The organism is Salinisphaera sp., assembly GCF_035690525.1.
In the GTDB taxonomy this organism is placed as follows: domain Bacteria; phylum Pseudomonadota; class Gammaproteobacteria; order Nevskiales; family Salinisphaeraceae; genus Salinisphaera.
The window spans coordinates 71,033-84,729 of sequence record NZ_DASSKM010000036.1 but is presented as its reverse complement, the minus strand read 5'-3'; the positions used below and the strand labels follow the sequence as shown (position 1 = coordinate 84,729).

11 protein-coding genes, 1 tRNA gene and 1 pseudogene are annotated in these 13,697 nt (G+C 63.7%); 4 read left to right on the top strand and 9 right to left on the bottom strand.

Features of this window, described 5'->3' with window-relative positions; all coding sequences use genetic code 11:
- A partial coding sequence (locus VFJ08_RS02565; RefSeq protein ID WP_324994838.1) for a beta-galactosidase occupies positions 1–2,006 on the top strand: 2,006 nt, incomplete at its 5' end.
- Positions 2,003–3,235, top strand: a complete 1,233-nt coding sequence (locus VFJ08_RS02560; protein WP_324994836.1) for an ABC transporter substrate-binding protein — start codon at positions 2,003–2,005, stop codon at positions 3,233–3,235. The genes VFJ08_RS02565 and VFJ08_RS02560, both read left to right, overlap by 4 nt.
- Positions 3,236–3,319: 84 nt before the next feature.
- Here the strand turns inward: VFJ08_RS02560 and VFJ08_RS02555 are convergent, their stop codons facing one another.
- From VFJ08_RS02555 to leuS, 9 genes are all read right to left on the bottom strand, one after another.
- Positions 3,320–3,940 carry a hypothetical protein gene (locus tag VFJ08_RS02555; RefSeq protein ID WP_324994834.1) on the bottom strand — a complete coding sequence of 207 codons (621 nt, stop codon included), beginning with the start codon at positions 3,938–3,940 and terminating at the stop codon, positions 3,320–3,322.
- Between the two features lie 20 nt (positions 3,941–3,960).
- A complete protein-coding gene (locus VFJ08_RS02550; RefSeq protein ID WP_324994832.1) occupies positions 3,961–4,173 on the bottom strand; it encodes a hypothetical protein in 213 nt (70 codons plus the stop codon).
- A gap of 191 nt (positions 4,174–4,364) precedes the next feature.
- Complete coding sequence (locus tag VFJ08_RS02545) at positions 4,365–5,315, bottom strand: LD-carboxypeptidase (protein ID WP_324994830.1); 951 nt, start codon at positions 5,313–5,315, stop codon at positions 4,365–4,367.
- A gap of 303 nt (positions 5,316–5,618) precedes the next feature.
- Positions 5,619–5,692: transfer RNA gene (locus tag VFJ08_RS02540), tRNA-Gln, on the bottom strand.
- A gap of 54 nt (positions 5,693–5,746) precedes the next feature.
- Positions 5,747–6,139 (bottom strand): 30S ribosomal protein S9, encoded by a 393-nt coding sequence (gene rpsI, locus VFJ08_RS02535; protein ID WP_324994828.1) that lies wholly within the window; start codon positions 6,137–6,139, stop codon positions 5,747–5,749.
- Between the two features lie 3 nt (positions 6,140–6,142).
- Entirely contained in the window at positions 6,143–6,571 is a 429-nt protein-coding gene (rplM, locus tag VFJ08_RS02530) for a 50S ribosomal protein L13 (protein ID WP_324994826.1), read from the bottom strand.
- A 171-nt stretch (positions 6,572–6,742) separates the two neighbouring features.
- On the bottom strand, positions 6,743–7,330 hold the full coding sequence (locus VFJ08_RS02525; protein ID WP_324994824.1) for a nitroreductase: 588 nt from the start codon (positions 7,328–7,330) through the stop codon (positions 6,743–6,745).
- 3 nt (positions 7,331–7,333) lie between these two features.
- Positions 7,334–7,894, bottom strand: a complete 561-nt coding sequence (gene lptE, locus VFJ08_RS02520; protein WP_324994822.1) for an LPS assembly lipoprotein LptE — start codon at positions 7,892–7,894, stop codon at positions 7,334–7,336.
- A 328-nt stretch (positions 7,895–8,222) separates the two neighbouring features.
- Positions 8,223–10,676 carry a leucine--tRNA ligase gene (leuS, locus tag VFJ08_RS02515; RefSeq protein WP_324994820.1) on the bottom strand — a complete coding sequence of 818 codons (2,454 nt, stop codon included), beginning with the start codon at positions 10,674–10,676 and terminating at the stop codon, positions 8,223–8,225.
- Between the two features lie 150 nt (positions 10,677–10,826).
- On the opposite strand from leuS, the pseudogene VFJ08_RS15830 reads away from it, so the two are divergent.
- Positions 10,827–11,455, top strand: a pseudogene (locus tag VFJ08_RS15830) (heme NO-binding domain-containing protein).
- 7 nt (positions 11,456–11,462) lie between these two features.
- Positions 11,463–13,670, top strand: coding sequence for a putative bifunctional diguanylate cyclase/phosphodiesterase (locus tag VFJ08_RS02500; RefSeq protein WP_324994818.1), 2,208 nt, complete (start codon positions 11,463–11,465; stop codon positions 13,668–13,670).
- Positions 13,671–13,697 lie beyond the last annotated feature (27 nt).

The window sequence follows — 13,697 nt, the reverse complement described above, 5'->3', positions numbered from 1 at the left end:
ACCCCGAGCACTGGCCGGAGCGCCAATGGGCCGCCGACGCAGAGGCGATGACGGCGATCGGCATCAAGCGCGTGCGCATCGCCGAGTTCGCCTGGCGGCTGATCGAGCCGGAGCCGGGCGAATTCGACTGGGGCTGGCTGGATCGCGCCGTCGAGACCTTGGCCGAAGCCGGCCTCGAGATCGTGATGTGCACGCCGACCGCCACCCCGCCGCGCTGGCTGGTCCGCGCGCATCCCGAGATTCTGGCGGTCGGCGCCGACGGCCGGACGCGCGGCTTCGGCTCACGCCGCCACTATTGTTTCTCCAGCCCGATCTATCGCGCCGAAAGCCGTCGCATCACCGCCGCGGTGGCCAAGCGCTACGGCGGCCATCCCTCGGTCGTCGCCTGGCAGACCGACAACGAATACGGCTGCCACGACACCGTGGTCAGCTACTCGCCGGCGGCCGCGGCCGCTTTCCGCGACTGGCTGGCCGCACGCTACGGTGACATCGCGACGCTGAACGCCGCCTGGGGCACCGTGTTCTGGAGCCAGATCTACGATAGTTTCGACGATATCGATCCGCCGGTGGCCACGGTCACCGAGCCCAATCCGGCCCAGGTGGTCGATTTTTCGCGTTTTTCCTCGGATCAGGTGGTGGCCTTCAACCGCGAGCAGGTGACGATTCTGCGCGCCGAATCGCCCGGCCGGACCGTGTTGCACAACAGCATGGGCCTGTTCACCGACTACGACCACCACGTGCTCGGGCGCGATCTCGACGCCTTCAGCTGGGACAGCTATCCGCTGGGGTTTCTGGACGTCGGCCCGTGGGACGCGGCGACCAAGCAACGCTATATGCGCACCGGCCACCCGGACGTCGCGGCGTTTCACCACGATCTGTACCGCGGCGCCGGGCGCGGCCGGTTCTGGGTCATGGAGCAACAGCCCGGGCCGGTCAACTGGGCGCAGCACAACGCCGCACCGCTGCCCGGCATGGTGCGGCTGTGGACCTGGGAAGCGTTCGCGCACGGCGCCGAGACGGTGTCGTATTTCCGCTGGCGCCAAGCGCCGTTCGCCCAGGAACAGTGGCACACTGGCCTACAGCGGCCCGACGGCAGCGCCGACCTGGCCAGCGGCGAGGCGCGCCAAGTGGCCGAAGAAATCGCACACTTCGATGCCACCGCGCCGCAGCCGACCGCGGTCGCGCTCGTGTTCGACTATCCGACCTGCTGGATGCTCGACGCCCAGCCGCAAGGCGCGAACTTCGACTACTGGCAGCTGGCGTTCGCCTTCTATACCGCGCTGCGCCGGCTGGGGCTGGATATCGATATCGTCGCCGCCGATGCGGATCTTTCCGATTATGCGCTGGTCGTGGTGCCGAGCTTGGCGCATGTGAGCGAAGCGGCCCTGGCGGCGCTCAACGCTTGCCCCGGCCGGATCGTGTTCGGCCCGCGCAGCGGCTCCAAAACCCGCGATTTTCAGACCCCGGAAAACCTGGCCCCGGGCGCGCTCGCGCAGCATCTCGGTGTGCGTATTCTACGCGCCGAATCGCTGCGGCCCGGCCACACCGAGCCGGTACACGGCCACGGCTACGCCGGTAATATCGAGCGCTGGCTGGAACACGTCGACAGCGATATCGCGCCCGAAGCGACGCTGGCCGACGGCCGCGGCGTGGTCTATGCGCATCATAACCGGCGCTATCTGGCCGGTTGGCCCGACCCGGCGCTGTGCCAAAGCCTGCTCGCGCATGTCGCTGCCGAGGCCAGGCTGGCGGTCCGATATCTGCCGGCCGGGCTGCGTTTGCGACAGCACGGCGGCCACACCTTCGCCTTCAATTTCGGCCCCGATACCGTCGCCGCGCCCGCGCCGCGCGATGCTCGCCTGGTCATCGGCGAACGTCGGTTGGCGCCGGCCGGGCTCTGCGCCTGGGTCACGAGCGCACGCGAAAAAGAATCCACAACCCAACCCCCCATAACCAATCGACGCTCGACGATTTCGAGCCCACGCGAGAGAGGAGAAGACCGATGAAAAATATGCGCCGAATGCTGGCGGGATTGGCGCTCGCCGCCGTCGTGGCCCCCGCGGCACAGGCCGCCACGCCACTGATCATCAATTCCGGGCTGAGCAATCCGCCCTCGGCCAAGGCGTTCGCCGAAATCGTGGCCGAATTCAATAAGCAGCATCCGGAGATCAAGACCGAGGTCAATATCTACGACCACGAGGCGGAAAAGACCGCGATCCGCAACTGGCTGGTGGCCAGTCCGCCGGATCTCGTCTACTGGTATCCGGGCACCCGGATGCACTTGTTCGTCAAGCATCATCTGTTCGCCGATGTCTCGGATCTCTGGAAAAATCTGGATTTCAAGAGCAAGGTCTCGCCGGCCGTGACCGAACAGTTGACGTGGCACGGCAAACAGTGGGGTATGCCTTACACCTACTACATGTGGGGTATCTATTACCGCAAGGACCTGTTCAAGAAATACGGCCTGGAACCGCCAAAGACCTGGGACGATCTGCTCAAGGTGTCCGCGACGCTGCAAAAAAACGGCATCAAGCCGTTCGCGCTCGGCGACAAGGAACTCTGGCCGGCCGCGGCGTGGTTCGACTATCTGGATATGCGCATCAACGGCTATGCCTTCCACGAAAAACTCTGCCACGGCAAGATTCCCTACACCGATCCGCGCGTGAGGAAAGTGTTCGAGCACTGGGCGACGCTGATCAAGAACGACTATTTCACCGAAAACGCCACCTCGTATCGCTGGCAGGGCGCGCAGCGCTTCCTGGTCAACGGTAAGGCCGGCATGTTCCTGATCGGCTCGTTCTTCCAGCAAAACATCCCCGAGGACAAACGCGACGAGATCGGCTTCGTGCGCTTCCCACAGATCAACCCGGACGTCGCCATGGCCGAGGATGCGCCGATCGATATGTTCGCCGTACCGCAGCGGGCCGAGCACAAGAAGGCGGCCAAGACCTTCCTGGCCTTCCTGGTCAAGCCGGAGAACCAGACCAAGCTGAACCGGGCGCTCGGCCAATTGCCGGTGGTCAAGGCGGCCGAGGCGCCGAACAATCCGATCCTGCAGCATCAATTCCAGATCATGCAGAAGGTCGAACACACCGCGCAGTTCTATGACCGGGACAACAAACCCGAAATGGCGAAACAAGCGATGACCCAGTTCCAGCGCTTTCTAGCCTATCCGGATCAGATGGACTCGATCATCAAGAAACTCGAACAGGCGCGTCAAAAGGTCTACGAATAGGCCATCGGCGCCGGACCGCGGATACGGTGACAACGCCGTGTCCGCGGCCCGGTATCCATGAACATCGGCGGCAACGGCCACGGCTCAGTCTTCGGAATCGCTCCGCGAGAGACGCAGCACATGGGCGTGGCCCGCGTTGCTTAACGATTTGATCAACAGCGTACGCCCGGCATCGTCGGCCGGGTCGTTTTCCACCGGAACATAGCCACCGCCCGCGTATCGCATCAGTTGCTCATCGGCACCGTTTTCGTCGCTACCGGTGGTTACCAGCAGATCGCGCCAGCCGTGGCTGCGGTGCGCCAGCGCGTAGACCGGCGCTCGCGAAATGGGAATGCGGGTGATCGCCGCATAGCGAGCGCCTTGCGGCTGGAATACGTATAGATCGCAACCATCCGCGCAGTGGCTCGGCCCGACGACATAGACCACCGCTTCACGCCGGCCGTCGCCGTTCAGATCGACGAACTCCGAATAGTAGTGCAGCGGCCGAACGGTGTTGCCGGCATAAATCGTGGCCAGCGCATCGGATAGACGCTGTCGGGCGCCGGCGTCGTGTTCGGCCGGGGTGATTTCCAGCGCGTCCGCCCGTTTTACGAGCTTTTCGTGGCCGCCACCAAGACCCGGTAGCGCGGCGCAGCCGGCCAACAGCGCGGTGACCAAAGCAGTGGCCAAAGCCGCGGCCGCGGCACGCGTCGTGCATGATCTCATCGCTCGGCTCCGCCCGCTTCTCAGCCCACCGTAACGGTGTAGTCGTCACCGGCGATCAGCGGCAGATCGTAGTCGGTCGCCTCCGATACCGTGACCGTGTAGGTCCCGGCGCCGTGCTCGGCCGCGTACGCCCTGACCGCCGCGTCGGCGGCTTGCTCGGCGCCGGTCGCCTCCACGATCGTTTCGTCTCCGCCCAGCTCGCAGATATAGCGCAGCACCATCGGTTCTTGCATCACACACTCCCATTAAGTTGAATCACCGCCGGCGCCGAATGATCGCGCACTAGATACCATCTAATCCCCGGCCTCGCATTGCGAGTATGCCGATTCTTGCTCCGAACTAAAGATACGAATAACGCGCCCTTGCCCCGCCGAGTTCGCTGCCGTTCGCAGTCGCACTTTGCACGAGCAAACCGACGACGACGTTATGGGTCAAACTCAAGTCGGCCGGCTTCGATCAAGCCCATCGCGTTGTAGGTCCAAGCGTAATTGGCAAACCCATGGCCTATGGGAAGACCGTGATACAAGGCGATACCATAATTCTCGCTCCATTCGGCGAAAACGCTCAGCAGCGAGCGCATGCCATCGGCTAGGCGACAATCGTTGAAACCGCCCAGGCAGACCGCCCTAAGCCGGTCGCGATCGATCGAGGACAATAGCTGATGAAAGCTGCGCTCCAGGCGGAATTCGGCTTCGCCCGTGTCTTCGAGCAGCAGAATCGAATCCGCCTCGAGCCGTAGCGCCGCCGGCGTGCCGGCCATACCGGCGAGGGTCGTGAGGTTGCCGCCGACGAGGCGGCCGGAAACGGGCGACGCCGAACCGGCGGCATGGGCCAGCGGCCACGCCCGGACGCGGCCCCGCAGCAAGTCGACAAGCGCGGCCAACGAGGCGGCGCGGCGATCCTGTTCTTCAACGGTCCCGCCCGGCATGGCCAGTTGCGTGGCGACCGGCGCGTGGACCGCGAACCGTCCGCGCCGACGAAACGCTTCGAGCAGCACGGTGATATCGGAAAAGCCGATCAACGGAACATCGCTTCGAATACGCGGCCAGTCGATATGCTCGACCAGATGGGCGCTGCCATAGCCGCCGCGCAGGCACCAGACGGCGGCCACGTCGGGCAGTTGGTACGCCCAGTGCAGATCGGCGAGCCGCGCCTCTGCGGTGCCGGCGAGGTAGCGGTGATGTTCGCGCGCGTGGGCGCCGAGAAGGGCATCGACACCGGCGGCCTCGAGCACGGCCAGCATGGTATCGATGCGATCGTCGTTCACGCCGCCGGCGGGGGCGATCAGGGCGACGCGCCGGCCGGCCAGAGGTGACAAGATATCGGAAAAACAGACCAGTGCGGCGCGCCGCCGCTGTCGGGATTCAGAGGTCATGCGTGCTTCCGGCCACGCCAGGCGCCTCATCCGACAAGTCATGCATGGAACTGTCGAGATGAATGTCGGCGGTATGAATGAAACGGAACGAATTCACGGCGTGCGCAATCGATGGATGTTACCGGTGACCAGCCGGCATCTTAGCGTCTGTATCGATTTCGCCCAATTGAGTTGACACTTTTACCGGAGACTCAAGCCGCGGATACGGCCGAAAAGCGGCTGCGGCACGCTCATCGAGCCGAGGGTTTCTCATCAGGGCGCTCCCACGAGCCATAAAAAAACCCGCCGTGTGGCGGGTTTGTATGGCTGGGGGAGAGGGATTCGAACCCCCACTGGCGGAGTCAGAGTCCGCAGTCCTACCATTAGACGATCCCCCAGTAACCTGGGACGGTAGTTCGGCTCTTGTACCGAACCGCCACCGATAAGCCGCTTTAGCGCTTGGAGTACTGCGGCGACTTACGGGCTTTGTGCAGGCCAACCTTCTTGCGCTCGACCTTGCGCGCATCGCGTGTCAGATAACCGGCGGCGCGTAGCGGCGCGCGCAGGTTTTCGTCGTAGTCCACCAAAGCACGGGCCAGACCGTGGCGGATGGCGCCGGCCTGACCGTTCGGGCCACCGCCGTTGACCGTGACGGTGATGTCGAAACGGTCCGTCGATTCGGTGGCTTCCAACGCCTGGCGCACGATCATGCGCGAAGTCGGGCGGCCGAAGTATTCGTCCAGCGTCTTCTTGTTGACCGTGATCTGGCCGGAGCCCGGCTTGATGAATACGCGAGCGGAAGCGGTCTTGCGACGGCCGGTGCCGTACGACTGTTCGGTTGCCATGCTTTAAATCTCCAGCGTCTGCGGCTGCTGCGCCGTATGCGGGTGCTCGCCGCTCGGGTAGACGCGCAGCTTACGGAACATCTCACGGCCGAGCGGGCCCTTCGGCAACATGCCCTTGACCGCGTGTTCGATGACCCGTTCCGGATGCGTCGCCAACTGCTTCTCGAGCGTTATTTCCTTGAGGTTGCCGACGTACCCGGTGAACCGGTAGTACTTCTTCTGCTGCGCCTTTTTACCGGTGGTCTTCACGTTCGAGGCGTTGATCACCACGATGTGATCGCCGACATCCATATGCGGCGTGTACTCGGGCTTGTGCTTGCCGCGCAGGCGAAAAGCGACCTCGGAGGCCAGTCGACCGAGCGTCTTGTCGGTCGCGTCGACGACGTACCAGTCGCCGGGCACCTCGTTTTTCTTCGCGGAAAACGTCTTCATTGCAACTTTTTAACCGTAGGAGGTTTAACCGTAGGAGGTCGTGAACCGTAGAAGGTCGTAAGCCGTGGCAAAAGGCAGCGACCCGGGCTGCGAAAGCGCGCAATTTTATATCCACGCCGGGGGTTTTGCAATGCCCTTTTGGTTCGGCTCTTGAATCGGCGGAGCCACGCTTCAGTCCAGACTATGGACGATGTGTTCGACCGCCTGTCGCTGGGAGCGTGGACGCCGCATGGCGTAACCGTACCAGATCAGCCCCACGCAATATTCCCCCGGCGCCGCGCCGAGCAGGTCGAGGAATTCGGGCTCGCGCGTGACCGCCCCGCTCGCCCACTTGGTGCCCACGCCGGCGCTGTGTAGATAAAGCATGAGATTTTCGATTGCGCAGGCGCAGGCGGCGTAGTCTTCGCGCGCGGTAACAGGATCGCTGTCGGGCACACAGCCCAACGCGAGCCAGCCGGGTATGGCCTGCCAACGTTCGCGCTTGGCCTGGGCGGCGGCGTCCCCACGCGTGGCGGCGAGCATGCGTGTGTTGAGATCGATGATGGCCGTTTTCGTGCGATCGCCGATCACGTAGAAACGCCAGGGTTCGGTGCGATGATGATTTGGCGCCCAGCGCGCCAGTTCGATGGCTTCGTGAACCCGCGCCGTATCCGGCAGTTCGTTCGGCCGAAACCGGTCGATGGTGCGCCGGCCGCGAATCAACGCGGCGATATCGGCCGGTGCGACCGGGCTGTCGGTGAGCCTCGCCTGATCGGCCACGGCTCAGTCGCCCGCGCCGGCCGGAGCGCCGAGCTTGTCGTTGGCCCGGGCGATGCGCGCGAGGATCAGATTGGCTAGATCCCGCTGCATCTGGGTGAGCGTCTGGCCGCGCTGGCCTTCGGAGGACAAACGCTGGGTATCGGAAACCGTGTAGTAGCGCGTGGTCGACAGCGTCTCGCCGGAAAGCTGCTCGACGTCGTTGACGCTATAGTTGAACACCACCTGGGTGGTCAGCGCATATTCGGCCGCGTCGCCGTTGACCGGACTCACCGAGGCGATGTGCTGGCTATTGTTCACGCTCACGATATCCAGCTCGGCCGGCGCACCGATATCGCCGAGCAGATGCTGGCGGCGCAGGCGCTCTTTGAGCGTGGTCACGAGCGGCGGATCGCCGACGCGATAGTTGTCGTTGTACGACACGTGCATGGACGAGATACCGTCCGGCAAAGGCGAGGCGCCCTGCAAATGAAAGCCGCAGCCGGCTAGCGCGAACAGCGCCAGCACGGCGCCGGCTCGGGCGGCGTGGCGATAAAGCGTTGCAAATAGCGAAACGTGACCTGTCATGCGTGTTCTCTGCCTAGGGAACCTCTGATTGAATCATCACGGTCGGGCCGGCGTGCTTTGCGCGTGGCTGGCAAGACATCGCGGGCGTGGCGTGCTGGTTGCACGGTAGCACGCGCTGGCGCCGCCCAGGCGCGTGCAAAGCCCAGGTTTTTCTCGCGGTGCGAGAAAAATTCGGCCGCAAAGCCACCGCTACGGTGTTGCATGGCTTGGTCCGGGAATGACCCGGACGCTGCGCCATGCGCCGTGTATCGACGGCTTTGCGGACTCGAACCCGATCCGCGAGGATTCAATCAGAGGTTTCCCTGGACGATCCATCGATCCGACGCGCTCAAACCACCAGGTTGACCAGCTTGCCGGGCACCACGATGGTCTTCCGCAGGTCCTTGCCCTCGATATGACGAACCACGTTGGGCTCGGCCAGCGCGGTCTCGGCCACTGTATCGCGATCGGCATCCGCGGGCACATCGATGCGTGCCCGCACCTTACCGTTGACCTGCACGACCAGCGTCAGCGTATCGCGCACCAGCGCGGCCTCGTCGGGCCTCGGCCAGGCGGCGTCCATCAGCAGACCGTCGCGGCCCAGCGCGCGCCACAGCACATCGCCGGCGTGCGGCGTGATCGGTGCTAGCATGCGCACGATCGCTTCCAGCGCCTCCTGGCGGACCGCCTGCATAGCGGCGGCGGGCGGATTCGCGACCCGGCCGAGCGCATTGGCCAGTTCCATGATCGCGGCCACGGCGGTATTGAAGGTATGGCGCCGGCCGACATCGTCGCCGACCTTGGCGATGGTCTCGTGCAGCTTGCGCCGCAGTTCGCCGGCCTCGCCTTGTGCACGCGTCGCCGGCGCGACCACGCCGGCCTCGACATGCGTGACGACCAGACGCCACAGCCGATGCAAAAAGCGATGCGCGCCTTCGACGCCCGCATCCGACCATTCCAGCGACTGATCCGGGGGCGCGGCGAACATCGAGAACAGGCGCACCGTGTCGGCGCCGTAGCGCTCGATCAGCGCCTGCGGGTCGACCGTGTTGCCCTTGGACTTGGACATCTTGGCGCCGTCTTTCAGCACCATGCCCTGGGTCAGCAACGCGGCGAACGGCTCGTCGGCCTTCGCCAAGCCCACGTCGCGCATCAGCTTCTGAAAGAAACGCGCATACAACAGATGCAAAATCGCGTGCTCGACGCCGCCGACGTACTGATCGACCGGCATCCAGTAATGCGCGCGATCGTCGATCATCGAATCGGCGTCGGGGCAGGTAAAGCGCGCGAAATACCAGGACGATTCCATGAAGGTATCGAAGGTATCGGTCTCGCGCTTCGCCGCCTTGCCGCATGTCGGACAATCGCAGTTCACGAATTCCGGCATGTTCGGCAACGGCGATCCGGCGCCTTCCGGCGTGACATCCTCGGGCAGAACCACCGGCAGATCGGCTTCGGGCACCGGTACCGGACCGCAATCGTCGCAATGGATGATCGGGATCGGCGCGCCCCAGTAGCGCTGGCGCGACAGGCCCCAGTCGCGCAGCCGGTATTGGGTCTTGCGGCGCGCGACGCCCCGCGCTTCGAGCCGATCGGCGATGTCGTTGAAAGCGGTCTCGAAGTCCTTGCCGTCGTCCGCGCCGGAGTTCACCAGAACCCCCTTGTCGACGAACGCCGACTCGCCGACGTCGCCGGGCGCACCGGAGTCGTCGGCGATCACCGACACGATCGGCAGATCGTAGGCTTTCGCGAATTCCCAGTCGCGCTGATCATGCGCCGGCACGCTCATCACCGCCCCTGTACCGTAGCCCATCAGCACGAAGTTGGCGGCGAAGATCGGTAGCTTTTCGCCGGACAATGGATGGATCGCCTCGACCGACAGGCGATAACCTTTTTTGTCGCGTGTTTCCAGCCCGGCTTCGGCGGTGCCGCCGGCCCGGCATTCCTCGACAAAGGCGGCCAGCTCGGCATCGGTATCGGCCGCGGCGGCGACCAGCGGGTGATCGGCGGCCAACGCCATATAGGTCGCGCCGTGCAGCGTATCCGGGCGCGTGGTGTAGACCGTCAGCGGTTCGTCCTGGCCGGCCGTCGAATCGGCGAGGGCGAAGTCGATTTCCAGCCCGGTCGAGCGCCCGATCCAGTTGGCCTGCATGGTCTTGACCGCGTCCGGCCAGCCGTCGAGTTTATCCAGATCGTCGAGCAGTTCGTCGGCGTAATCCGTGATGCGGGCGAACCATTGCGGGATCGCGCGCTGCTCGACGATCGCGCCCGAGCGCCAGCCGCGGCCGTCGACCACCTGCTCGTTGGCCAGCACGGTCTGGTCGACCGGATCCCAGTTGACCACCGACTCGCGGCGATAGACCAGCCCCTTCTCGAACAGCTTGGTGAACAGCCATTGTTCCCAGCGGTAGTAGGCGGCGTCGCAGGTCGCGATCTCGCGCGACCAGTCGTAGGCGAAACCGAGCTGTTTCAACTGCGCGCGCATGGCCGCAATATTCTCGCGCGTCCATTTCGCCGGCGGCACGCCGTTCTTGATCGCCGCATTCTCCGCCGGCAGGCCGAAAGCGTCCCAGCCCATGGGCTGGAGCACGTTCTTGCCGCACATACGCTGATAACGCGCAATCACGTCGCCGATGGTGTAATTGCGCACATGCCCCATATGCAGCTTGCCGCTGGGGTAGGGAAACATCGACAGGCAATAGAACTTCTCGCGCTCGTCGCGGGCCACGCGAAAAGCGTCGGCATCGATCCAGCGCTGCTGAACATCGACTTCGATGTCGGCGAAACGGTAGCTGCGGTCCATCGGTCCTATGAATCGGTTGCAACGGCCGCGCAAGTGTAATGGCTCGAACCGCGCCTGTCCGCCCCGCGCTGCGTTTTCCCGGGGTTTTTAGGCAATACGGCGTTGCAACAACGCATTACGCCATCGACAGCTCACGCATCACTTTTTTGAATGCTCGACCGGCGCAATGGCTGCAATGGGTCAACTTACGGTACGGTTTGGCCGATATTATCAGTCAATACTCGAAATAGAGGGGCTATCGGCGTGAAAGGAGTATTGTTCAATGTCGTCGAAGACGTGGTCAGCGAACACTTGGGCGACGCGGCTTGGGACCAGTTGCTTGAAGACGCCGGCATCGATCGCGGCTACACCGCGCTGGGCAATTATCCCGAAACGGAAATGCGGGCGCTGATCGCCGCCACAGCCAAGGCGCTGGGCCACAGCCCAAGACAAGTCACGTGCTGGATGGGCCGACGCGCGATCGGCCATTTCTTCAAGCGTTATCCGCATTATTTCAAACCCATGATTCGATTCGTACGTTTCTACCGCGCCTGGATCGGGTTATCCATCCCGAGGCGCGCAAGCTCTATGCCGATGCCCGCCCGCCGGATTTTGTCTGCACCGACCACGGCGACGCCGGCATGACCGTGATCTATCGCTCGCACCGGCCACTGTGCGGGCTCGCCGAGGGCCTGATGCAGGGGCTGGCAGACTACTATCAGGAGCGGGTTTCGATCGCGCACCCGGAGTGCATCGAAGACCACGGCGCCCGCTGTCGGTTCGAACTGCGTTTTGCGTAGGCCCGGCATGGTTACCGAATCCGAATTGCAACGCTTGCGGCAGCGCGCCGAACGCGAACGGGCCGCGCGACTTGAAGCCGAGGCAATCGCCGAAAAAGCGACATTGGAGCTGTATAACAGGAATACCAAACTTGAAGCCGCATACCAGCGGCTCGAGGCTTCTGAAGCAACGCTCTATCGAGAGCTTTTCGACCATAACCCGCTGCCCATGTTCGTCGTGGCCCGGGACAGCCTGCAATTTCTCGAGATCAATGCCACGGCGCGGCAATGCTATGGCTTCGAAAGGTCCGAATTCCTGACCATGACCCTGCGCGATATCGAGCCGGTCGCCGAGCTCGAGGACGCCGACGCCCGCCGGAAGGGCTGGGGGCCCGACCAGCGCGGCGCGGGCCTATGGCATCACGTGACCCACGATGGGCAATCGATCGAAGTCGAGCTATCGGTTCATATTCTGCAATGGCGAGACCAGCCAGCCTGGCTTCTGGTCGTGCGCGATGTCACCGAACAGCGCCACGATCGGCGCACGCTCGAACTGCGCAACCAGGCGATCGAATCCAGTCACAACGGCATGTTCATCTGCTCGGCACAGGCGGCTGATTATCCAATCGTCTACCTGAACGCGGCTATGGAGCATTTTAGCGGGAATACGCGCGACGAGCTTCTCGAGCAGCCGTTGTCGCACTTGTTCACGGCCGAGGGTGCGCGTGACGCGGCCCGCATGATTTCAACCCTGGAAGCCGGCCGCAACGCCCAGGCGCTGATCGCCGCCCAGGCTGGCGATGGCCAGTCGCTGTGGCTGGAAGTCCAGATGACACCGGTCATGGAACCGGCCGGAACGATGCAAAACTGGATCGGTATAGTCAAGGATGTCACCGAGCACAAGGCGCTCGAAGAAACGCTCGTGCACCGCGCCCACCACGACGCGCTCACCGGATTGCCGAACCACGATTCACTGCGCCGGCAACTACAGGGCGCGATCGCCGCCGCCCGGGACACGGGCGACGAGGTCGCCGTTATGTACCTGGATTTAGATGATTTCAAGCAGATCAACGATATCGGCGGACACGACATCGGTGATCACTACCTGAAAACGCTGGCGGCCCGTCTGCGCAACCGGGTCCGCGACGCCGATACGCTGGCCCGGGTCGGGGGCGACGAATTCGTATTGGTCACCGTCGGTGCGGACCTGACCGAAACCCTGTCGGATCTGGCGCGGCGCCTGCAAAGCGCTTTCAAGGAGCCGGTCGTGGTGGCGGGCCAGGCGTTTACCGCCCAATGCAGTATCGGCATCGCGCTTTACCCTGACCACGGCGACGACGCCGAAACCCTGCTCAAACGCGCCGATCTGACCATGTACATGGCCAAGCGCAACGGCGGCCACGACATCGCCTGGTTCAATGCTGATATGGAAGCCGGCTTTCGGCAAAAGGCGGAAATCCAGATCGCGCTGCAAAAAGCGCTGGTCGACGACGAATTCGAAGTTCATTACCAGCCGCAGGTCGATATGCGGCACAACACCGTGGTGGGTCTGGAAGCGCTCCTACGCTGGCCGACCGCGGCGAAAGCCTATCGCAGTCCGGCCGATTTCATTCCGGTGGCCGAGGCATCCGGGCTGATTCGCCCAATCGGCGCCTGGGCCCTGGCGCGCGCCTGCGCCGATCTGGCCATGTTGCGACACAATGGCCACGAAGCGCTGACCATGGCGGTTAATGTGTCGGCCGTGCAGTTGCGCGAGCGGGATTTCGCCGCCCAGGTCGCGGCCCTGCTCGATCGCCACCGCCTGCCCCCGGCCGCGCTGGAAATCGAAATGACCGAAAGCGTGCTCATGGCCGAGCACGACAAGGCCGAAAGCACGTTGTGCATACTGGAGACCATGGGTGTACGGCTGGCGATCGACGACTTCGGTACCGGCTATTCCAGTCTCAGCTATATACGACGTATCCCGGTCCATCGGCTGAAAATCGACCGCAGCTTCATTCAAGGCATGGGCCAATCCGCGCGCGCCGGCGAACTGGTCAAAAACGTCGCACGGATGGCCCATAATCTCGATCTCGAGCCACTCGCCGAAGGCGTCGAAACCGAGGCCGAGATGCAAACGCTGCTGGGCTACGACTGCTTTCTGGCCCAGGGGTATCATTTCAGCCGAGCGTTGCCGCTGGACCAGATCACTCGGCTGCTCGACATGCCGCCGAGTCCGATCGCCTCGTCAGGTTGAAAAAGCCTGAATAGATGCCGAGCCCCG

What these genes read in the sequence shown, in the direction of transcription:
- VFJ08_RS02560 (WP_324994836.1), top strand. Translation starts at nt 2,003, where the DNA reads ATGAAAAATATGCGCCGAATGCTGGCGGGATTGGCGCTCGCCGCCGTC.
- VFJ08_RS02555 (WP_324994834.1), bottom strand. Translation starts at nt 3,940, where the DNA reads ATGAGATCATGCACGACGCGTGCCGCGGCCGCGGCTTTGGCCACTGCT.
- VFJ08_RS02550 (WP_324994832.1), bottom strand. Translation starts at nt 4,173, where the DNA reads ATGCAAGAACCGATGGTGCTGCGCTATATCTGCGAGCTGGGCGGAGAC.
- VFJ08_RS02545 (WP_324994830.1), bottom strand. Translation starts at nt 5,315, where the DNA reads ATGACCTCTGAATCCCGACAGCGGCGGCGCGCCGCACTGGTCTGTTTT.
- rpsI (WP_324994828.1), bottom strand. Translation starts at nt 6,139, where the DNA reads ATGGCAACCGAACAGTCGTACGGCACCGGCCGTCGCAAGACCGCTTCC.
- rplM (WP_324994826.1), bottom strand. Translation starts at nt 6,571, where the DNA reads ATGAAGACGTTTTCCGCGAAGAAAAACGAGGTGCCCGGCGACTGGTAC.
- lptE (WP_324994822.1), bottom strand. Translation starts at nt 7,894, where the DNA reads ATGACAGGTCACGTTTCGCTATTTGCAACGCTTTATCGCCACGCCGCC.
- leuS (WP_324994820.1), bottom strand. Translation starts at nt 10,676, where the DNA reads ATGGACCGCAGCTACCGTTTCGCCGACATCGAAGTCGATGTTCAGCAG.
- VFJ08_RS02500 (WP_324994818.1), top strand. Translation starts at nt 11,463, where the DNA reads ATGGTTACCGAATCCGAATTGCAACGCTTGCGGCAGCGCGCCGAACGC.